This window comes from Erysipelotrichaceae bacterium 66202529, assembly GCA_017161075.1.
Classification (GTDB): domain Bacteria; phylum Bacillota_I; class Bacilli_A; order Erysipelotrichales; family Erysipelotrichaceae; genus Clostridium_AQ.
On the sequence record CP046174.1, the window covers coordinates 1,990,075 to 2,012,706 of the forward strand.

Annotated in this window: 17 protein-coding genes and 1 pseudogene; 16 read left to right on the forward strand and 2 right to left on the reverse strand. The window is 39.9% G+C overall.

Annotated features, from left to right (window positions below; genetic code table 11):
* Window positions 1–86 precede the first annotated feature (86 nt).
* The 3 genes from GKZ87_09410 (at window position 87) to GKZ87_09420 (ending at window position 4,569) form a co-directional block, all read left to right on the forward strand.
* A complete protein-coding gene (locus GKZ87_09410) occupies window positions 87–938 on the forward strand; it encodes a PRD domain-containing protein (GenBank protein ID QSI25677.1) in 852 nt (283 codons plus the stop codon).
* Between the two features lie 161 nt (window positions 939–1,099).
* Entirely contained in the window at window positions 1,100–2,995 is a 1,896-nt protein-coding gene (locus tag GKZ87_09415; GenBank protein QSI25678.1) for a PTS beta-glucoside transporter subunit IIABC, read from the forward strand.
* Between the two features lie 89 nt (window positions 2,996–3,084).
* On the forward strand, window positions 3,085–4,569 hold the full coding sequence (locus GKZ87_09420) for a family 1 glycosylhydrolase (protein ID QSI25679.1): 1,485 nt from the start codon (window positions 3,085–3,087) through the stop codon (window positions 4,567–4,569).
* Between the two features lie 156 nt (window positions 4,570–4,725).
* Here GKZ87_09420 and GKZ87_09425 read toward each other — a convergent pair whose 3' ends face one another.
* Entirely contained in the window at window positions 4,726–5,406 is a 681-nt protein-coding gene (locus GKZ87_09425; protein ID QSI25680.1) for a peptidoglycan-binding protein, read from the reverse strand.
* Window positions 5,407–5,795: 389 nt separating this feature from the next.
* Between GKZ87_09425 and GKZ87_09430 the strand changes: the two genes are divergently transcribed.
* From GKZ87_09430 to GKZ87_09470, 9 genes are all read left to right on the forward strand, one after another.
* Window positions 5,796–6,713 carry a transglutaminase domain-containing protein gene (locus GKZ87_09430; GenBank protein QSI25681.1) on the forward strand — a complete coding sequence of 306 codons (918 nt, stop codon included), beginning with the start codon at window positions 5,796–5,798 and terminating at the stop codon, window positions 6,711–6,713.
* A 14-nt stretch (window positions 6,714–6,727) separates the two neighbouring features.
* Complete coding sequence (locus tag GKZ87_09435) at window positions 6,728–7,759, forward strand: type II secretion system F family protein (protein QSI25682.1); 1,032 nt, start codon at window positions 6,728–6,730, stop codon at window positions 7,757–7,759.
* The gene (locus GKZ87_09440) at window positions 7,756–8,070 is read left to right on the forward strand and encodes a hypothetical protein (GenBank protein QSI25683.1); all 315 of its coding nucleotides are present in this window, start codon (window positions 7,756–7,758) and stop codon (window positions 8,068–8,070) included. The genes GKZ87_09435 and GKZ87_09440 overlap by 4 nt, the downstream gene beginning before the upstream one ends.
* Window positions 8,067–8,528 carry a DUF4860 domain-containing protein gene (locus tag GKZ87_09445; protein ID QSI25684.1) on the forward strand — a complete coding sequence of 154 codons (462 nt, stop codon included), beginning with the start codon at window positions 8,067–8,069 and terminating at the stop codon, window positions 8,526–8,528. The genes GKZ87_09440 and GKZ87_09445 overlap by 4 nt, the downstream gene beginning before the upstream one ends.
* 12 nt (window positions 8,529–8,540) lie before the next feature.
* On the forward strand, window positions 8,541–8,948 hold the full coding sequence (locus GKZ87_09450) for a hypothetical protein (GenBank protein QSI25685.1): 408 nt from the start codon (window positions 8,541–8,543) through the stop codon (window positions 8,946–8,948).
* Window positions 8,938–9,372 carry a hypothetical protein gene (locus GKZ87_09455; GenBank protein ID QSI25686.1) on the forward strand — a complete coding sequence of 145 codons (435 nt, stop codon included), beginning with the start codon at window positions 8,938–8,940 and terminating at the stop codon, window positions 9,370–9,372. The genes GKZ87_09450 and GKZ87_09455 overlap by 11 nt, the downstream gene beginning before the upstream one ends.
* Window positions 9,359–10,423, forward strand: a complete 1,065-nt coding sequence (locus GKZ87_09460; protein ID QSI25687.1) for a PilT/PilU family type 4a pilus ATPase — start codon at window positions 9,359–9,361, stop codon at window positions 10,421–10,423. Before GKZ87_09455 ends, GKZ87_09460 begins: the two co-directional genes overlap by 14 nt.
* A 167-nt stretch (window positions 10,424–10,590) precedes the next feature.
* On the forward strand, window positions 10,591–12,300 hold the full coding sequence (locus GKZ87_09465) for an oleate hydratase (GenBank protein QSI25688.1): 1,710 nt from the start codon (window positions 10,591–10,593) through the stop codon (window positions 12,298–12,300).
* Between the two features lie 406 nt (window positions 12,301–12,706).
* On the forward strand, window positions 12,707–14,392 hold the full coding sequence (locus tag GKZ87_09470; GenBank protein QSI25689.1) for a diguanylate cyclase: 1,686 nt from the start codon (window positions 12,707–12,709) through the stop codon (window positions 14,390–14,392).
* 449 nt (window positions 14,393–14,841) lie between these two features.
* On the opposite strand, the gene GKZ87_09475 is transcribed toward GKZ87_09470, so the two are convergent.
* Window positions 14,842–16,191, reverse strand: a complete 1,350-nt coding sequence (locus GKZ87_09475) for a resolvase (GenBank protein QSI25690.1) — start codon at window positions 16,189–16,191, stop codon at window positions 14,842–14,844.
* 935 nt (window positions 16,192–17,126) lie between these two features.
* Between GKZ87_09475 and GKZ87_09480 the strand changes: the two genes are divergently transcribed.
* From GKZ87_09480 to GKZ87_09495, 4 genes and pseudogenes are all read left to right on the forward strand, one after another.
* Window positions 17,127–18,083, forward strand: a complete 957-nt coding sequence (locus GKZ87_09480; GenBank protein QSI25691.1) for a linear amide C-N hydrolase — start codon at window positions 17,127–17,129, stop codon at window positions 18,081–18,083.
* Window positions 18,084–18,970: 887 nt separating this feature from the next.
* A complete protein-coding gene (locus tag GKZ87_09485) occupies window positions 18,971–19,582 on the forward strand; it encodes a recombinase family protein (protein QSI25692.1) in 612 nt (203 codons plus the stop codon).
* A 160-nt stretch (window positions 19,583–19,742) separates the two neighbouring features.
* A pseudogene (locus tag GKZ87_09490) lies at window positions 19,743–21,545 on the forward strand (VWA domain-containing protein).
* A gap of 323 nt (window positions 21,546–21,868) precedes the next feature.
* Window positions 21,869–22,009: a hypothetical protein gene (locus tag GKZ87_09495; GenBank protein ID QSI25693.1), complete on the forward strand. Its 141-nt coding sequence runs from the start codon at window positions 21,869–21,871 to the stop codon at window positions 22,007–22,009.
* Window positions 22,010–22,632: the final 623 nt, after the last annotated feature.

The window sequence follows — 22,632 nt, forward strand, 5'->3', positions numbered from 1 at the left end:
CTATTTACAAGAACCAATAAAAGAAGATATCTTTGTTATTTGGTGTGTAGATAGGTTTTTTATATACCTGAAAGGGAGGATGCAGAATGAGGATACATAAAATTCTAAACAACAATGTTGTTGTTGTACTGGACGGCAATGACAAAGAGCAGGTTGTTATGGGGCGCGGACTTGCTTTCAAAAAAAAGTGTGGGGATGAGATTGATCCGAAAGCAGTGGATAAGGTTTTCACGATGCATAATCCAGACACGAATAATAAATTTCAGGAGCTTGTCGCCAGTATTCCTCTGGATTACATGCTGCTTGTTGAGGATATCATCAGCTTTGCTAAAACGAATATTGGAAAGAAAATCAATGATTCTATTTATATTTCTCTGGCTGATCATATCTTTATGTCTATTACAAGACATCAAGAAGGAATCGAAGTAAAAAATGCATTACTCTGGGATATCAAACGTTTTTACAAAGAGGAATTCAGTATCGGACTACAGGCATTGGAAATGATTCAAAAGCAGACAGGGATACGCCTTCCTGATGATGAAGCAGGATTTATCGCCCTTCATTTTGTAAATTCTGAGATGGAGGAGAATCCGGATAGGATAGAGGATATGTATACAATTACTAAGGTTATGCAGGAAATATCCAATATCGTGAAATATTATTTCAAATTTGAATTTAACGAAGAATCTGTATACTATTATCGTTTTGTGACGCATCTGAAATTTTTTGCACAGCGTCTGGTTACCAATAAGACATATAAGGAAAATGATGAGGATGATTTGCTGGATGTTATAAAGGCGAAATACAAAAATGCGTATGGCTGCGTCGAAACCATTAAGAAGTACCTGATAGACCAGTATGATTATGTGCTGAGTGATGAGGAAATGTTATATCTGACCATTCACATTGCACGTGTTGTATATGAAAATGAACGGTAATTATTCATCAGAAATTGATGATGATTATAGAGTAAGAAAAGGAGGATTGCGTATACAAAAAGGTTAAAATCATTGTAGTATTTCATATTCAAATTCGGATGGTGACATTTAGTTGGCCAAACCTTCATATTCAATGTTTATAAGAAAATGGAGGAAAAAACATGGGAAAATATGAACAATTAGCAAAAGACATTATAAAGAATGTCGGAGGCAAAAGTAACATCAACTCAGTAACACACTGTATTACGCGTTTACGTTTTAAGCTGAAGGATGAATCGAAAGCAAATGATGATGTGCTTAAAAACATGGATGGTGTTGTTACTATCATGCATTCTGCCGGACAGTATCAGGTGGTTATCGGAAATCATGTTCCAAATGTGTACGCGGATGTCTGCGAGGTGGCCGGAATCAATGGTGATGCTCCAGCAGAGAATACAGATGAAACTAAGGGCTTTCTAAACAGATTCATTGATATTATCAGTGGATGCTTTCAGCCAATACTGGGACCTTTATCTGCAGCCGGTGTTATTAAAGGTATCAATGCAATCCTGATCTTTGCGTTGGGAACAGCCTATTCCAATAGTGGAACTTATACTGTTTTAAATGCTATCGGAGATACGGTGTTTTACTTTCTGCCTGTCCTGCTGGGGTACTCTGCAGCTAAGAAATTTAAGCTGAATCCAGTCGTTGGCATAATTATTGGTGCAGCATTATGTTATCCGTCAATTCAGAAATCAACTCTGGCAGCAGCTGGAGACATTATGGGCACTATTCCAATGCTGGGAGATTACTATATTGACTTTCTGGGAATTCCATTTGTAGCTGGTAATTATACCAGTACAGTGATTCCTGTAGTCTGCATTGCGGCATTTGCCGGATATCTGCAAAAGCTTGCAAAGAAATTTATTCCTGAAATGTTGCAGGGATTATTTGTGCCTTTCTTTGTGTTGATTATAAGCTTACCAATCGGTCTAATGGTAATTGGGCCTGTTGTTTCTATATTAACAAGTATTTTATCTGAAGCAGTAACATCAATGTACAACTTCTCTCCTATTATTTCCGGAGCCGTAATCGGATTTTTCTGGCAGATTCTAGTTATGTTTGGATTGCATTGGGCATTCACACCGTTGCTGCTAATCAATCTGACGACAAACGGCTTTGATATGCTGTTATCTCCTTCCTTTGGCTGCTCCTTTGCACAGACGGCAGTTATGACGGCAATGTATATCAAGATGAAAGATAAAAAGAAAAAAAGCCTTGCATTATCTGCTGTGGTTTCCGGTTTCATGGGTGTTACAGAGCCTGCTATTTATGGTTTCTCTTTACCAGCGAGAAAACCGTTCCTGTTCTCTATGATTGGTGGAGGTGTAAGTGGTCTGATATTTGCGGTATTAGAGGGGAAACGGTATACTACGGGTGGCTTTGGCTTCTTCGGTGTTTTGAATTATATTTCTCCGGAAGGTGATCCTAGCAGTATGTATGCTTCCTTTATATGTATAGCAGTAGCTATGGTGATCGGCTTTGTACTGACCTTCTTTTTCTGGAATGATGAGAGTCCTGTCATTGAGGAACCCTCAAATGCTTTCTCTAAATTCAAAACAGATAAGGATGTTGTTGTTTCTCCAATAGCTGGAGAGGTTTTGCCTCTTGCATCTGTAAAGGACAGTGCGTTTGCACAGGGTGCACTTGGAAAAGGTGTCTGTATCGTGCCTGCAAATGGTAGAGTAACTGCTCCAATTGACGGTACAATAACAACCTTATTTCATACTCTACATGCTATTGGAATAACCGGGGACAGCGGTGTTGAGGTTTTGATTCATATCGGACTTGATACCGTACAACTTGACGGTAAGGGATTTATTTCTCATGTGAAGCAGGGAGATAAAGTGAAAAAAGGCCAGCTCCTGTTGGATGTCGATATTGATGCGATACAGAAAGCGGGGTTCAGTACAGATACACCGGTTATCATTACAAACAGCAATGATTTATTAGACGTTATTGAGACAGATAGTAAGAATATCAATAACGGCGATGAATTGATTACCGTGCTGTTTTAATAATCAGAATAATATGGTTATAGATACTGCCTACTGTTAGCATATGAAGTTTAAGAATACAATATTACAAATGAGAGGAGCAATACAATATGAGTTTTCCAAAAGATTTTTTATGGGGTGGCGCAACTGCAGCCAATCAATATGAAGGCGGATGCCTGGAGGATGGAAAAGGTCTTAGTGTGGCAGACGTAGTGACATCCGGTACACATACCCAGCCGCGCCGTATTTACTGGGAAAATCCAGTAACGAAGGAAACTGGATATACAGGAAACGGGTTGACGAGTGAGACCTATTTTCCAGAAGGTGCTATTCCGGTGATTGCTGACGGACAAAATTATCCAAGTCATGTCGCTACCGATTTCTATCATCATTATAAAGAGGATATCGCCTATATGGGAGAAATGGGATTCAAAACATTCCGGTTGAGTATGAACTGGGCGAGAATTTTCCCTAACGGTGATGAGGAAGCTCCAAATGAAAAGGGGCTGCAGTTTTATGATCATGTATTTGATGAGTGCAAAAAGTATGGAATTGAGCCGCTTGTTACACTATCACATTATGAAACACCGCTGCAGCTCTCCATTCAATATGGCGGTTGGAAGAACCGTAAATGTATCGACTTTTTCGAACGCTACGCAAAAACTGTATTTGAACGTTATAAGGGAAAGGTAAAATATTGGCTTACCTTTAATGAAATCAATGTTATGCAGTGGAGTGGATTATATGGCGGAGGTTTACTTGATACCAGTGAACAAGCAAAAGCACAGGGTGCACACAATCAATTTGTCGCAAGTGCAAAGGCAGTAAAGCTCGCTCATGAAATAGACGCGGAAATGATGGTCGGACAGATGCTTGCTTACCAGTTGATTTATGGATATACCTGTGATCCTGAGGATCAACTGCTAGCAATAGAAAAGATGCATGCGACCTATTGGTTTGCTGATGTGCAAGTGGGCGGAAGCTATCCTGCTTTTAAATTAAAGGAATATGAAAGAAAGGGTATTGTATTGGAAACAGAGCCGGATGATTTCGTTCTGATAAAAAACTATACTGCAGATTTTCTCAGTTTTTCATGCTATGGCTCAAAAGCATTCACTACACACAAGGATGTTGAGGGATCTCAGGGGGGGAACCTTCTCATAGGTGTGAAGAATCCATATATTGAAACAAATGCATGGGGATGGGGGATCGATCCGCATTGTCTGCGGATTGCCCTGAATAATTTGTATGACCGTTATCATAAACCATTGTGGATCGTAGAAAACGGTTTAGGATGGGATGATAAGAAAGATGCGGATGGACGTATACATGATTCCTATCGCATTGATTATCTGCGCAAAAATATTAAGTCTATGGATGATGCAATCAATCTTGATGGTATAGACCTGATGGGATATACAATGTGGGGCTGTGTTGATCTGGTTTCTGCGAGTACAGGGGAGATAAAAAAACGTTACGGGTTTATTTATGTTGATTGTGACGAGGAAGGAAACGGAACGTTTGAAAGAAGCCGCAAAGACAGCTTTTACTGGTATAAAAAAGTTATTGCTTCACAGGGAAGTAATCTGGATTAAGTGGTGAAGGAAATATCTCTTTCAGATAGTTTATATATGGTTTTGTATAAATAATAAAAATTCAAAGAAAAGCAATTGATTTATTTAATGTTTCAATTATTGAATGATAAAGCCTTATGTACAAAAGCGTGAGTAAATTTCTACTCACGTTTTTGTTTAAGGATCAATAACTGTCGGGGTTCTTCCGATTCCTACTACCTCATTCACAATTCTCGTCCAGGTTCCACATCCTGCTACACCATCCGCACTGAGTCCGTTTTCTCTTTGATAAGCTACTAGAGCACTACGGGTATTATTGCCAAACACACCGTCCAGTGTACGGGTACTGTACCCTAATGCATTCAATGCATCCTGTAGAATCAAAACGTAAACACCGCGACTGCCGTTTCGCAGTACTGGAAAGCCTGCGCTGCATGCCGGTGTGCCATACCGCTTGTCAAAGTGTACCCAGGTCGGTGTCATATAAATAGGTTCCACATAGACCCATACACCCAGATTATTTGCCGTATTCCAAATTCTGTTTCTCTCTGTTTGTGTCAGCGCCTGTCCCACATCGAAGGAGACACCTGCATAATGCTGTGACTGTTTTCCGTGTCCGCCTTCCCAGATACGCTTGAATGCATAGCGGAATGGTATCGGAGCTCCATAGGCTCTGCGTGTGGCATTCCATGCTTCCATTGCGGCATTCGTTGTCCAGAGAACACTGGAGCGCGAGGATCCTCTGAATTCTCTGACTAGCATGGTGCGGTCATATACATAAGGCATGGGATCGTTTTCTTCCAGAAAAAACGTTTCCAGTGCCTGTGTATATACATCATAAACAATAACCTTTGCCATAGATCAGCCTCCTTTCCCTGTATCCTATGAATTGAAGGAGAAGAGGAATAGGTATTTATATAGAAGATTAGAATTTGTCGCAGGAACAGCTTCATGATAAGATTATGGTATTGATAAAGGATATAAGATGGATTAGGATATAAACATATAAATATAGGGAAAAGCATGTAAAGCTCTCGTATGTATATGCAGGATACATTGCAAATGCTATGAATTTTAATAATACTATATAATCGTGTTTTTAAACTCTTTATATGCAGAGAATCGCCTGGCAATGTTAAATAGGGCTGCAGCTTGTATTCTTTTGTTTTGATTGTAGGAATCTGTCAAGAAAACTTTTCACCAGATGAAAACAATGCTATAATTATCGAAATGAGGAGAAAGCAGGTATGTCTATGAACTTCAGACGTTTTCTGTGCGCGATGATGACCCTGTTACTATTAAGTGGTTGTTCAGGCATGAAAGACGAAAAGAATTATCCAAGCGAATATGAAACATCACCGAGTCCGACAATGTCTGAGCTTCATCTGCCAAAGAGTCCGGGAGACCAGGTGGCAGTGGACACAACAGGCCTTGTACAGATCGACTACAGCAATACGTCCAGCGGATATCTGCAGGCAAAGCTTTTGCGAAAGCCCGAAAAGCGCATGCGGCTACAGATAACCAAGGACGGTGTTGGAAATCTTGCATATGATTTTACAAAAGAAAATGAATATGAAACCTTTCCCTTTGAATTAGGCAGCGGTACGTATCTCGTAAAGGTGCTGGAAAACCGTTCCGGAAAAACCTATACGATCACCTTAACGCTGTCACTGGATGTTAAACTGGAAAATGAACAGATACCGTTTCTGTATCCGAATCAGACGGTAAACTATGATCAGCATTCGGCGGCTGTAAAAAAAGCCTTTGCATTGACCAAGGATGATGATACTGTACTGAAACGCATCGCAACACTCTATCATTATGTTGTCGATAATGTGAGCTATGATGAAAAAAAGGCGAAGGAAGTCGAGGATATTTATGTGCTTCCCGTTGTCGATGAAACACTGGAAAGCAAAAAGGGAATCTGCTTTGATTATGCAGCGCTGCTTACTGCCATGCTGCGCAGCCAGCAGATACCGACCCGTCTGGTAACCGGTAATACAACCATTGAATACCATGCCTGGATCGAGGTATATATAAAAGGAAAGGGCTGGATTACTCCGGATATCCTCCTGCAGGAAAAGAAATGGAGCCGTATGGATCCAACCTTTGCATCCAGCGATATTGATTACAAGGATGAATACGAAGATAAGTATTACTATTAAGAGGAGGGAATGCTATGACACATTCAACGTTACGTTCAGAGGAGATGTTTGATTTCTGTACGCAAATGTCGATGATACTTGCGGGAGGCATGTCAATCGAGGAGGGGCTGGAAATCATTTCGGAGGATACTGCAAATCCGCATATGAAGGAAGCCTGCAGTAAGCTGTTGGAAAAGCTTCCGCAGTGCGGTTCCTTTCACGCTGCATTAAAGGGGGAACCGTATTTTGACACCTATGCAAAGAAAATGGTGGAAATCGGTGAAATCAGCGGCCATCTGGACAGTGTAATGAAGGAGCTTGCTCTATATTATGAACGAAACAGTGATTTGAAGCAGTCCCTGAAGGAGGCACTGACCTATCCCTCCATTCTGCTGCTCATGATGTGGGCGGTTGTCGGTATTATCGTGTGGAAGGTGTTGCCGATATTTGAGAAGGTTTTAATGAATATGGGTGTTCCTCTGCAGGGAAGTGCAGCCTCTATGATGCGCTTTGGACAGGTGTTTGCTCTGGTGTCCTTTATTGTATTGACCGTTCTCCTGCTGACTGTCGTCGTTATGGTGCTGTCCTCCAGAAAAGCATCGGGAACGCCGTTGCTGTCCCGTCTATTCATAACCAGACGGCTTTACCATAATATGGTGATGGCAAAGATAACCTATGCATTATCCTTATTCATTACCAGTGGATATGAAATGGAGGAGGCGCTTACTTATCTGCAGGATGTGGTGGATGATGCAGCCACACAGCATAAAATCGATGCGTGTCAAACCGGCATGCAGGAGGGGAAAAGCTTTGTACAGTGTTTGCAGGATACCGCCTTGTACCAGGGAGTTTATGCAAGCATGATCATTACCGGATTTCACAGCGGGAAAAGTGATGAGGTAATGCAAAAGGTCAGCTCCTTATATGAGAAGGATGTGGATACGAGTATCTCTACCTTTCTGAATACGATTGAACCTGTTATTGTAATTCTTCTGTCTGTGATTGTCGGAATCATATTGCTCTCTGTAATGCTGCCGCTGATGAGCATTATGTCATCTCTTGGATGATGAGGCGAAGAGGAATTATGCTGAGTCTGCAGCTGTTGCTGTTTCTGGGGATTTTATCCATTCTGGTCTATGGATTCACATCCACAGATCAGGGACTTGGCAAGGAGGATACACAACGGGCAAAGGAAGCAATCCAGAAGGCGGCACTGGAGTGCTACAGCATTGAAGGTGCATACCCGCAGTCATTAGAATATCTGAAAAAGCATTACGGTCTGTATGTACAGGAATCAGCCTATCGGATTCGTTATCAGTATATCGGAGCCAATATCATGCCGGATATGGATGTATATCCAAGGAGTGAGCAGCCATGAGGAAACGACATTCTATTGATATTCTGTTTTCTTTATCGCTGTTTACCGTATTTGTGATCTGTGCATTTCTGGTGCTGCTGTTTCAGACAGGCAGTTACCGTTCAATCATAGCACAGGGAGAGCAGACAGAACGTCAGCATACACCACTTGCCTATGTGCGCGCAAAAATCAGAAGTGCAGATGAGGATGGCGGTATCCGTGTTACAAAGCTGGAAAATACTACGGCCATTGAGCTGCGTAATCATAAGGAAAAAACAGTAACGTATATCTATGCATATGAAGGAAAGCTCTGTGAGCTGTATATGAGTGAGGAAGTGGAGCCGATGCTTCGTGCAGGTACTGCCTTGTTCGATGTTCGTGATTTTGAGGCAGTGATGCAAAACAGCCTGCTGCATGTCAGCCTGCACGATTTGCAGGGGAAGGCAGGCAGTATCGTCGTGGAGGTAAAAAGTGAGTAAGGAGGAAACGCTATGCGGGAAAGTCATGCAAACAAATCAGTATCGTTTCTGATGGAGCTCATTTTTGTTCTCTTTTTCTTCACGATTGCCAGTGCAATCTGTGTGTTTGTACTGGGTAAGGCAAAGGATAAAAACGATATAGCTGCAGATACGAGAAATGCTTTGCAGTATGGTGAAAATCTGATTGCCCAAAGAAACGAGACGGCTGTGCTGCAACAGCTGCAGAAAGAAACGCTGTATCTGGATGAGGATGGGAACAGTGTAGCGAAAAAGGCAGGCTATTACCGTGTGGTCGTAGCACAGAAGCAGCCATCAAAGGATGGTCAAATGACTCTTTGTGAGCTTTGTATATATCGCAAGGACAGGGAGCTGGTGCGTCTGCCCTTCCTTCTGGAAGGGGGAATCAGAAGTGAGAAATGAAAAACGGGGAATACAGATCGGTCTGGGTGCTTCCAGCATCTTTATGATTTTTGTCGTTTTATGCATGATGATCTTATCTGTGTTATCCTATACGCGGGCATTGCAGAATGAGAAAATCGCACAGCGGGAAAAGCTGTATCAGGAGGCGTATGCAAGAAGTGATACAGGGGCACAGCTGCTCGTGAATGAGATGCGTCAGCATGCGGATTTGCGTCTGGAGCAGCTTCTGAAGCTGGAACAGGTAGAAAAGCTGCTGGAGGAATACCACATGGAAACGAAATGGAGCCAGGCAGAGCTGCTTGTCAACATACCGGTTCAGGAGGATCAGCAGCTGCAGCTAAGATTGCAAAAGCAGAATAAGAGCCTGCTGATAAGGGCTTGGAAAACAATAACGAAGGGAGATGCATCGGATGGTAACGATTGAACAGATGCTGAAGGAAGCTATCGCTATGAATGCTTCCGATATATTTCTGGTGGCAGGACATCCATATGCGTTTAAAATAAACGGAGAGATACACTCCATGCAGGAAACACGGCTGATGCCAAAGGATACCGCACGGCTGATACAGGAAATCTATCGCTATGCACTTCAGAATTCCTATGAGGACTTTCTGAATAAAAAGGATGATGACTTCTCTTTTTCCATACCGGATGTCGGGCGCTTTCGCTGCAACGTTTATCTGCAGCGAAACTCGCAGGCTGCTGTACTGCGCGTGGTCAGATTTGAATTGCCGGATCCTGTGGAATTGAATATACCAAAGGTCATAACCTCCCTTTCCTCTGTGAAAAAGGGTATGATTCTAGTCAGTGGGCCTGCCGGCTGTGGAAAGTCCACGACACTTGCCTGCATCATTGATAAAATCAATGAAAGCCGCAATGTACATATCATTACGATTGAAGATCCTATTGAATACCTGCATGCGCATAAGAAAAGCATTGTATCCCAGCGTGAGGTTTACCACGATACACAGGATTATCTAAATGCCCTTCGTTCCGCACTGCGTGAGGCTCCGGAGGTGATTCTGGTCGGGGAGATGCGCGATTTGGAAACGATCAACACCGCGGTCACCGCTGCAGAGACAGGACATCTGATTTTATCTACACTACATACGATGGGAGCAGCGAACACGATTGACCGAATGATCGATGTGTTTCCAAGCGAACAGCAGCAGCAGATTCGTGTACAGCTGTCTATGACGCTTCATGCTGTAATCAGTGAGCAGCTGGTGCCGACGATAGACGGCAGTATTGTGCCTGTTTTTGAAATCATGATTGTAAATCCTGCAATCCGGACGCAGATTCGGGAAGGAAAAATTCATCAGCTGGAAAATTCTATGATTGCAGGAAAGGATCAGGGGATGATCACCATGGATGAAAGTCTGATGAAGCTGTATGAGGCCGGTCGCATCGATAAGGAAACAGCCCTGATGTATGCCGGTAATTCAGAGCGTATGCGTAAAAAATTGAATATCTGACAGCGGAGGGGAATGCCCTTCGCTTTTTTCTTGTTTGAAAATCAGACAAAGTATGAAATCTGTATAAATACATACAATATAAAAAGCAGTATACTGAAACCAGATAGCATATACGGAAAAGCATTTTATACCCGTATATCCAATAGAAAGACATAGGAGGATATCATATGAAGAAACAAACGAAGAAAATTGCAGCCGGTGCTGCAGCTGCGGCTGCCGGTATTGCGGCAACTGCGGCTGTCCGCAGTGTGGTGAAAAAAAGAGAACAAAATGCACAATGCATGGTTAGCAATGGAAGGGAAGGAGAACGTCAGGCTTACCTGATCGGAGGCGGTTTGGCATCCTTATCCGCCGCAGCCTATCTCATTCAGGACGGCGGCTTTCATGGAGAAAACATCCATATCATGGAAGGTATGAATGTGCTGGGTGGCAGCAATGATGGAGCGGGTACCCTGCAAAACGGCTTTGTATGCCGTGGCGGCAGAATGCTGAATGAGGAAACCTATGAGAATTTCTGGGATTTGTTTTCTACCATTCCTTCCCTTGACTGGCCTGGAAAAAGCGTAACTGAGGAAATACTGAACTTTGATCATCTGCATCCAACGCATGCACAGGCAAGATTGGTTGACCGCTATGGCGTGATTCAGGATGTTCGCAGTATGCAATTCAATAACACAGACCGCCTGCTGATGACAAAGCTGCTTGCGACACCGGAGGAAAAGCTGGATAATGTTACGATTGAACAGTGGTTCAAGGATAGCCCGCATTTCTTTACAACGAATTTCTGGTATATGTGGCAAACCACCTTTGCATTTCAAAAGTGGTCAAGTGCATTTGAATTCCGTCGTTATATGAATCGTATGATTTTGGAATTCCCGCGTATTGAAACGCTGGAGGGAGTTACCAGAACACCATATAATCAATATGAATCTGTCATTTTGCCAATCAAGGCATACCTGGAGGGCTTCGGCGTTGACTTCAGTATCCGTGCGGTAGTGGAGGATCTTGACTTTAAGGAGGACAGTGTCACTGTTACCGATATCCATATAACTGAAAACGGGAAACAGCGTGTTATCCATCTGGAGGAAAATGATCTGTGTATCATGACAAATGGCTGCATGACCGATTGCGCAACACTTGGTGATTTCAAAACACCTGCCCCGTATCAGCCGCAGGAGGCGATGTCTGCACAGCTATGGCGCAGAGTGGCGGAAAAGAAGCCGGTACTGGGTGATCCGACACCATTCTTTGGCAAACCGGAAGAAACAAACTGGGAAAGCTTTACTGTCACGATGAAGGGATCAAAAATGCTGAAGATGATCGAGCAGTTCTCTGGCAATATTCCAGGCAGCGGAGCATTGATGACCTTTAAGGATTCCAGCTGGCTGATGTCCATTGTTGTAGCTGCACAGCCGCATTTCAAGGCACAGGATGCTAATACGACGATTTTCTGGGGATATGGTCTGTACACGGATGCCATTGGCGATTATGTGAAAAAGCCGATGCGGGAATGCAGCGGGGAAGAAATCCTGATGGAATTGATCCATCATTTGCATTTTGAAGAAAGTACAAAGGATATCATGGAGTCTGTTGTTAATGTGATTCCTTGCATGATGCCGTATATTGATTCCCAGTTCCAGCCAAGGGCGATGAGTGATCGTCCTATGGTGATACCAAGCGGATCTACAAACTTCGCTATGATTTCACAATTTGTGGAGATTCCGGAGGATATGGTATTTACAGAGGAATATTCTGTACGTGCTGCCCGTATGGCTGTCTATGGTCTGCTTGGAATCGACAAGAAAATATGTCCGGTTACCCCATATAACAGAAATCCGAAGGTGCTTGCCATAGCTGCCAAAACCATGCTGCGATAATTGGAAATCTATTCATATTCTCTTTAAGACTTCCATACAGGAAAAAAATAAACAGTATGACTGATGAGACGCAAAGGATTCCACATTGGATGAAGCTGCGTCTTTTCCTATTCTGTTGAAGATTTAACACTTCCTGCAGCACTTTTTGCTTTGGAAATAGCTGCTTTGTTATACGAGCCAGCACGTTATTCACGATATTATCTCCCATGTGAACGTGAAAGCTTAAGCTTCCATACGTTCATATGTATACGCAGGATGAATTAAGATAACAGGTGAAAATTCGTCAGGAATCACATTGCTTGATAGCTGCATAGAAAGCCTGTAGTTATCAGGGATAGAAAAAGTTTACACATAGTGGTAGAATAAAGGAATAATTCGACTGATTTGTCCATAAAGGAGTGGTAGTATGCCGAATTTAGAACAATATCAAGCTATGTTTCATTCTCTTGCCTGTGGAATCTGCCGGGTAGCGCTGGATGAGGAATTTACTCTGCTGTATGCAAATCCGTTTTTTTATTATATATACGGCTACACCTGTGAGGAAGCAAACGACATCGGATTTCATTCAATCAGCTATATTTTACCGGAGCCTGTCTTTTCAGAAGTGCACGCTAAGGTTATGACGTATATTGAGCATAAGGAGCGCTTTTTTGAGTTGGAGTATCAGGGAGTGCACCGCTCACAGAAGCCGCTCTGGCTGCTGGTGCGCTGTACGTATGATCCGGCAAGAGCTGACAGTATCCTATGTGTACTTATGGATATCGCAGTGCATAAGAAGCTGGAGGATGAGCTGCGTATGAGTATGGAGGAAAGCAGGATGGCTTTTCAGTTAACGGATAAAATGCTGTATACCTTCGATATTGAGGAGCGCCGTCTTACGCTTCCAAAACAGGTGAGTGAGGAATTTAATCTTCCTCATACAGTTTATGGAGTTCCGCAAAGCATTATTGCCGCTAATATTATTGATGAGAATAGTGTTGATGAATTTATACGGTTTTATACAGCGATGATGCATGGTGTACCGGAAGGTGTTTCCGAGGTGAAAAAGCGAAGAAGGGATGGCAGCTTTCGCTGGTACCGAGCAAATTATCAGCTGATATATGATACCTATGGAAAACCCAAACGCTCCATTATCTCGTGTGAGGATATAACAGAGCAGCGGGAAAAGGAGCTTGTCTATTCCAAATGGAAACAGTATTTTCAGGCTCAGGAGGGAAAGACCATCGGGTATTATGAATATGACCTGAGCATGGATCAGCAAATCGAAGGGGCAGGGGATACACCACCTGAATATCTGGAAAATCTGAAGGGGTATACAGAAACCGTTTTATATATCGCAGAGCATTTTGTATATCCGGCAGATCGTGAGATGTTTTATCATTTTTTTGATAGAAACCGTCTGCTCACCTTGTTTTATGACGAACAAAATGAAACAGAAATTGAATACAGAAGATGCAGTAAGCATGCTGTTTACTGGGTACGCGCCAGTGTACGAATGGTGGAAGATCCATATACAGGGCATATAAAAATGTTTATGATGACGTTGAATATCGATCGGGAAAAGCAGAAAACCATGCGTCTGCAAAAACTGGCTGAAACAGACGAAATGACAGGTTTACTGAAAAGGGAGACCTTCATCCGTAAGGTTAATGAGTGCCTGATGACGAAAGACTATGTGGTGCGCCATGCCTTTATTTTGCTGGATATTGATGAATTTAAACAGCATAATGATACATACGGACATCAGTTTGGAGATCTGGTTATTAGGGATACAGCACGCATTTTAACGTCATCCCTTCGAGCATATGATTTCAGTGGCAGATTGGGCGGGGATGAATTTATGCTGTTTCTGAACGGGATATCCTCGCAAAGGGATGTTCAGCCAAGAATCGCAGCACTTTGTGAGAAGCTAAACAGAATGTATCCGGATAGAGGGACCGTATCCTGCAGTATGGGGATCGCCTTTTATCCGCAGGATGGAACAGACTTTCAGCAGTTGTATCAGAATGCGGATATCGCGCTTTATGAAGCCAAGCGTTCCGGGCGTTCTACGTACCGTATTTATCAAAAGGACAACATGAGAAGAAAATAGCAGGTATAAAACAAAAAGCAGGTGTGAGCCTGCTTGCTTTGTTTCCATTGGATGCAAAATATTTTCAAATCGAGCCTGTATGTGTTTGTACAGGGAATGATTTGACTTGTGATTAGTTTTTCCTGTTGTCTGTACGGACTCAAAAAGGGAGCTCATTCAGTAGTTTGCTTGTTGAATCGTTGCTGCTATGCTTCTGTTTGCGGACATTTAGAGTTATGTTTTCTATCCATTTGTTGGTCAAGCTGGTGGTCAGAGATATATAAAGTATAAAAAAAGCCGATAGATATCGACTTAATTAGTAACATGGAGGGAGAACGGATGATAAAACAAAATATTATCTCCTCGACCTCGACACCTCTGGTCAACTACATTTTATACCCTATATATAGAATTGTAAACCTTTTTTTCAAAAAATTAAAATGGCAATATCTGCATCTGCCTTCTGTTATTCACTTCTCTAATTTTTCAATTTTGATGATGGTCTTGGTATTTAAATCTAAATGAATACAAAGGAATGATCTTTTGATGATCTGTTTTTGTTCTAAATATGTATACTCATTGAATTTTTTTATTGCTTTATTTCTCAATCTTTTCATATCCTTATCTAGATTCCTTTTCTTAGATAGCAGTTTCTTGCGCTCTGCGATATAAGAATCATCATCGAGGTAACCCTCTTCATATTCAAAGTCAAGGAATTTTAATCGTTTCCCTATTTTGCCTATCCTTCTGGAGATACCTTCTACAACTTCAAAATTCGTAGTCTCATCCAGAATTTCATTGATATGATGGATTATTTTATTTAAAAGGATCTGTTCGTTGATCCTCTTTTTACAACTAGGACAATAATAATATTTATAGACTCTTCTTCCTTTTCTATTTCCGTTGCGCGGATAGTGGATCGTAGGAATCTCACTACACCAGCAATCACAGTCTTCACATTTGATTAGATTTTTGAATAGATATTTGTAATGATATTCTTTCCTTCTCCCATGCAATATTTTCTGTATCTCTTCGTAATATTTCTGTGAACAATATGCCGGAGAATGATCTCGTATGTCAACATACGATGTCAAGAGTCTTCCATATATGATAGGATCCGTGACTGCTCTGTAGATTTTTGTATAAGACCAGTGTACTCCACAAGCCTGTTTGGAATTTAATTCGATTGCCAGTGAGTCCAATGATCTTTTGTAATCATGAATCTGAGTTAGGATATATAGCATCGTTTCGACATATGCAATATCGATTTCTACTTTTCTTCCTTTAGCATTCTCACCTGGATTATTCTTAAATAGATATCCGGTAGGTGGCGTCTTTCCTCCTTTTGTGTAATTACCTTTGTAAGCTGATGTGGTTAGACCTATACGTGTTCTCTTACGATCACGATGCACTTCTGTTTCATCGGAAAGTGTAATGATTCGTGGACCGATCGTCTTATCCGGATGTAATTCGATATCTTCTAAACTAGCCCAATCTCTATTATCAGAGATGACGGTGACATTGTACTTGCTAAAAACATAACGAAGAGAGTTGCAATGATTCGCATCTCTGGATAATCTGGATGCTAACCAGACATAGATGATTATTTCTTGATTCGCTGCAGCTATGGCCTTCAACATTTCCTGCATGTGAGGACGCTTTAAGGTTGTTCCGGAATATCCTTCATCAATATACCATTTTTCAATCGTCCTGTTATCTCTTGCAGCAAGCTCATTGCATACACGTTTTTGTGATTCTATGCTGTAGTTCGATTTACTTTTTTCTGACGAACTTCTTCTGGCATAGCCAAATACTTTCATAGTTTTTTCCTCCTTCGTGTGAGAATATCACACACTTTCTGAGGATGATTTTTATCTCATATGTCAAAGTTCCTTTCTTTGACATATGAAGAGAAAAATTATATTCCATATATCTCCGCCCTTTATTTGCTTTTTAGGACAAAAAAAGCATCCACGTATGAATCTACAAGGATGCTTTGATTGAACTAACCAGTAGGTGTATTCTAAGGAATACATCATCATAATACAAATATTAAGAAAAAATGTCAAGCAAATCATCTTTGAGACAGGGTAAAAATAGTAAATTAGATACTTTTGAAAGTAGATTCTATTTTCAAAAAATATTTGTCCCATTCAAGTGTTGATTTATGTAATTGGTTACCTTTGAATATAAATGACAATATTGTAAATACTAATGCCACCACACCTTTGGTTATTAAAACTTTTATGGAGAACAATTCCTGTTAGTAGTAAATCAGCTTTTAAATTGAGATTAGAACTAAAAGGAGATTTATCTTATGAAACAACAAAAAAAATTAAAAAGCAATTCATTATATTTTAAAAATAGGGTGTGTTATTTGGAAATATTAACTGCTTCATTTTTATATTCAAATCACAAATATTTTTTGACACAATTGCAGGCTCCGTCTGGACTGTGCCATTTTCTCTACTTTTAATCATATCTTCTTAGCCATAAGCTAGATTACCTCTGGTGTTTCAGGAAGACGCTCAATGGTAAGAGAATAAGTCAGTATGGCTGATATACATGATTATGGTAAGCAGAATGACGTTGAGGAGAATTGAGAAAAGAAGAATCTAGGGCTTCAAAATCACATTATATTAAAGAGGTTTTATTATTTTATTGCATCCAAGACAATTAGACTTCATCTACCCTGAAGTTCTGGTAAGCAGTACTAATTCAATATGTTAAGCTTAAGCGTAAGGAGGAATCAACAATGTGTACAGCACTGAGATTTAAACAATTTTTTGGAAGAAATTTAGACTACGAATTTTCCTATGGGGAGAAAATTACCGTTTCGCCCAGAAATTATAATTTTAAGTTTCGCCATACTAATAAACAAGGAAAACATTATGCTATAATAGGTATGGCATATATTGTAGGAGATTATCCATTATACTACGATGCCATAAACGAAAAAGGAGTAGGAATGGCAGGATTAAATTTTGTCGGAAATACATATTTTAATGCTCATGTAGATGGAAGGGATAACATTACATCCTTTGAGTTTATTCCATGGGTATTGTCTCAATGTGCGAATATTAAAGAAGTCAAGGAATTACTTGAACATACTAATGTAGTGAATACCGCCTTCAACAGTAAACTTCCACCTGCACAATTGCATTATATGATTAGCGATGACACAGACAGCATTGTTATAGAATGTATGAAAGATGGTATGCATATATATGATAATCCTACACATGTTTTAACCAACAATCCACCATTTAAAGAACAGATTTCTAGGTTGAATGACTACATGTATTTGACCAATAAGCAACCAGAAAATACATTTTCAAAGGATTTAAATCTTGCCCCGTATTCACGCGGATTTGGTGCATTTGGATTGCCTGGAGATTTATCAAGTCCGTCTCGATTTGTTCGTGTTGCCTTTACTCGATCCAATGCAACAAGCGACGAAAATGATTTGAGTCAGTTCTTTCATATCCTTGGATCAGTAGAGCAGCAAAAGGGACTTTGCGAGGTGAGTGAAGGTGAATATGAATATACCATCTATTCTTCTTGCTGCGACTTGTATAATGGAATATATTATTACACAACGTATAACGGACACCAAATTATAGGTGTGGATATGTTTAAGGAAGATTTAGATTCTGATAAAATCATATCTTATCCAATGATGGAAAAAGAAATAATCAGTTTTCAAAATTAGGTTGTATTCATTGTTTGAAGGTAATGGTTATATGCTATTATACGAGGGATTGTGTATGAAGTGTTTTAAGCAATTTACCAAAAACTCAAGAACGACTAAACAGTGCCCCATGTACTACCATAACTGAATATTTTAATATCTTAGCTCATATATTCTTCATGTTATGTGTGGGTTATTTTCTTGCTCTTTTTTCCGTATTGCCCAAAGGTATAGTCGGAATCTCCGTTTATATATTTCAGCGTTTGCGGAAAGAGAGCGAGATTAAGAACACATCTTCTTTTTAGCATATCATTAGAATACAGTTAATTGCTTTCACTTGTGAAGGTCATGACACAAAGGCTTATTCGTGCTCCTCTTTTTAAGAAAAATTGGAGAGCTCTTATCACACATATATTTCATCATGACACTTCACTTTGTCTATTTGGCCATTACATGGAGTTTTTAGATAGTTGAGGAGAGAATACAATGATAATGGAAACTGAATGTTTAAAGCAAATAACTTAAATAAGATATGAAAAGTGTGCTGAAGCCGAAATTGCTGATGAATTAGCAACCTACGATTACAAGAAAAAAACACGAAAACTGCTTGAATATCTGAGATGCAATGGCGTTATGATTGTGTATAATAAAAAGGAAAGAAATTGAAAAACAGAAATCTGATTTTATATTGCTGATTTACCTTTTTAATCATCTTTTTTATAATGTCTTCTAAAAGTAAATTATTTTCTGATGGAACATTTTGCTTTTTTCTTTTGTTTTTCCTTTGAAAAAACTTTCCTTGTAAACAATATAATATTTATTGACGAAGCACTTTACTTTTATGGTGAGGTGTTTTTTTATTTTTAGTGTTTCATATATTACTACATCAAAAAGGAGGACCAAGAAGTATGGCACAAAGTTATGGATATGTAAGAGTTTCAAGTATAGATCAGAATGAGGAACGACAAATAGTTGAGTTAACACATAGAGACGTAGTTCCTAGTAATATTTTCATAGATAAACAGTCTGGAAAAAGTTTTGAACGTCCGCAATACAAAAGACTTGTTAAAAAATTAAAATACGGCGATTTACTTTATATTCTGAGTATAGACCGTCTAGGCAGAAATTATCTGGATATACAGGAACAATGGAGAATTCTAACTAAAGAGAAAGGAATCGATATATGTGTGCTCGATATGCCCTTACTGGACACACGAAATGGAAAAGATTTGATGGGAACTTTCATTGCTGACCTTGTGTTGCAGATACTATCATTTGTAGCACAGAATGAGCGTGAAAATATAAGGAAAAGACAGGCTCAGGGTATTGCCGTTGCCAAAGAAAAAGGAATAAAATTTGGCAGACCAGAAATAGCATTACCAGATAATTTTGGAAAACTCGTTTCCGAATGGGAAAAGAAAAAACTTCCGATAGAGGAGGTGTTAAAAGTATGCGGAATAAGTAAAGCAACCTTTTATAGACGCTTAAAAGAATATAGGATGAAAAGCAAAGTGTCATAAAGTAGACCTTTTGACACCTCCTCTCTTCATCTATATTAAAACAAATTTACAAATTTTACCAGTGTTTTTTTATCTTTAAATAAGAATATCGGCATACATAAATAATTTTTATAACTTATTTCAAAAAGTCTACTTATTGATAAATTTAAGGAGGGAAATTATGCGAAAATTGAAAATGAGTAAACTTTTTAGTATTTTTCTTACATGTATCCTATGCTTATCGTTTTTGCCAACTGATTTAATGGCAATGAACGATGCTGATACAGTTAAAAACGGCTATTATAACGAGTCTAATACTTGGGTTGAGGGTGAATTGGATCAAGCATTACCAGAAGGTATCCATTCCGTTAACAAAACAGCTGTCAAAAGTGAAAACGACGACAACACTTACGATATTACTTTGGAAGTCGTAACAGAACAAAATCTAAGCAAGCTCACGAAGAAATCTGCAACGATCCTCGTGATAGATACATCAGGAAGTATGGGAGATTATCAACGATTGATAAATGCAAAGAACACAGCCAAGGAGTTCGTTAAAAAGTATGCAGGAGATGAGCCGGATAGTGGACGTTATCTCGCTATCGTGAATTTTGCTACTAACACGAATATTATCTTAAATTGGACGGATGTTTCATCTGCAGATGGGAAAGCGTCTGCAGATAATGCTATAAATCAATTATATGCGGATGGCGGAACAAATCTACACGCAGGTATCAAACAGGCTAGCCAACTATTTGATGATACTGCGATTCAGGATATTGAGAGCAAGAATACGATCGTACTGACAGATGGTGCACCAACTTATTATTTGAAGAACTGTACCTCTGATATCAATTGTATCTTTTATACACATGTAACCATCTCCAACACCAGATATCATGTAGGTGGTGACGGAGATAAAGGAAGTGAAACGATCAACGACGCTACTGCTGCTGAAGCAAAAACACTCAAAGGCAAATCAACTGTCTATACGATCTGTTACGGTGCGAGTCGTGAAATGACCTATCAGGGAGGACCAACAGTCTCTGCATATTTAAAAAACAATATTGCCAGTGAAATGAAGAATGCTTATGATGCAGATGATTCTGATGATCTGGTGGATGCGTTTAAGGCGATTACAGAAACGATCACGAGCGGTCTTGACGGTAAAGGATTATCTGTATTCGATGGTTCTGCGCCATTCGTTTCAGTAAGTGGATTACCCGAATCGATCGTACAAGATGAAGAAGGTTTTACATGGAAGCTTGAGAATGCAGAAGAATCCACTGAGGGAAATAAAAAATATTATACGTATCGATTAACTTATAAAGTGACCTTGAATGCAGATGCTATTGATTTCGATGAAGGAAAATGGTATCCACTCAATGGAAAAACATATATCACACTGGCAGATGGGGAAAAAGTTTATTTTCCTATTCCGGCAGGACAAGGTGTCAAAACGCGTTATACTGTAACATATACAGATGGAGTAGAGGATGAAGAAGTGTTTGAAAATCAGATTACGACTGATCTGGTCTATGGAGCTGAAACGCCTTCCTTCAAAGGGACTCCGGAAAGAACCGGATATCTCTTTACCGGATGGACACCTGAAATCAGTGAGACTGTGAGCGCTTCTACGACATATGTAGCAACATGGAAGAAAAGGATGGAGCCATTAAACAAAGTCCCTGAAATCAACGCAGAAGATAAAACACTTATAGTAGGAGACACATTTGATCCAAAGAAGGATGTGGCAGCTACTGACAAGGAAGATGGCGACCTTACAGCTAAGATCGAGATCGTCAAGAATACAGTAGACATGACAAAAGCCGGAACATATGAAGTTACATATAAAGTAACAGACAGTGAAGGAGCGTCCACAACGAAGACGATCACAGTCACTGTCAATCCAAAAATGGAAAAATTGAATGAAGTTCCGACTATTCAGGCAGAAGATAAAACACTTACAGTAGGAGACACATTTGATCCAAAGAAGGATGTGACAGCTACTGACAAGGAAGATGGCGACCTCACTGCTAAGATCGAGATCGCCAAGAATACAGTAGACATGACAAAAGCCGGAACATATGAAGTTACATATAAAGTAACAGACAGTGAAGGAGCGTCCACAACGAAGACGATAACGATCACCGTAAAGGATAAAGAATTCAAAGCAGATATAAATAAACCGGATACGGATGAGCAGAACAAAGATACAGGTAGTGTAGAAACAGGAGATCGAACCAATATAAGCTTCTATACCTCTCTGTTCGAAATGAGTGTAGTATGTATCGCTATCCTGGCGGTATGGAAGAAAAAGAAAGCATTGAGAGATCGATAGACTATGAAATAAGGAGAGATGCAGCAAGTGATTCTTGCAGAGCAGGAATATTCCTTTTAAATCCTTCAGATTTGATTGAACGTGGTGATTTTCATGAATTTAAATGAAAAGTGATACCCGCTTTATCAATGATCTGAGGTGCTGTAACTAGGAATAGGTGATTGCTGATTCAACAAACGGTCTCGAATCTCAAAAAGGAACCGTAATATTTGGATAAAACAATCCTCGTATTACGGTCTTTTTAGTATAATGATGTTTAATAAATATCGCTTGTTGAAACAGCAATGATCTGTACTGAACTATTAGGAATGTGAAGAATTATGTGTAAGTAAAAATCGACAGGTATAGATAGTAGATGACGAATCTTGTCTAATCATCATTTGTTTATGTATTATCAGTATGCCCAATTCATCAAGGGTTATACTGATTTTTCGTATAATAAAAGCAGGAAGAAAAACAACCTGCTTAATATAGAATTGAATAACCCATATGAAATAGAAAGAATAATTTCTGTAGGAAAGAGAATCAACTATAAATTTGATATTCATGATAGAAAGCCAGGGTGTATAATTATTCCTGGCTTTATCTTTTTGTTGCATACAAACAGAATAAAGTCGATAGAGAAGAAATGACGTGCTTGCTTTATAAACCTTTGAGTTAGTAATAAAAAACATCATTCTTCCTATTCTTGTTTATGAATAAGCTTATATCTAAAACGACGATCGTTTAT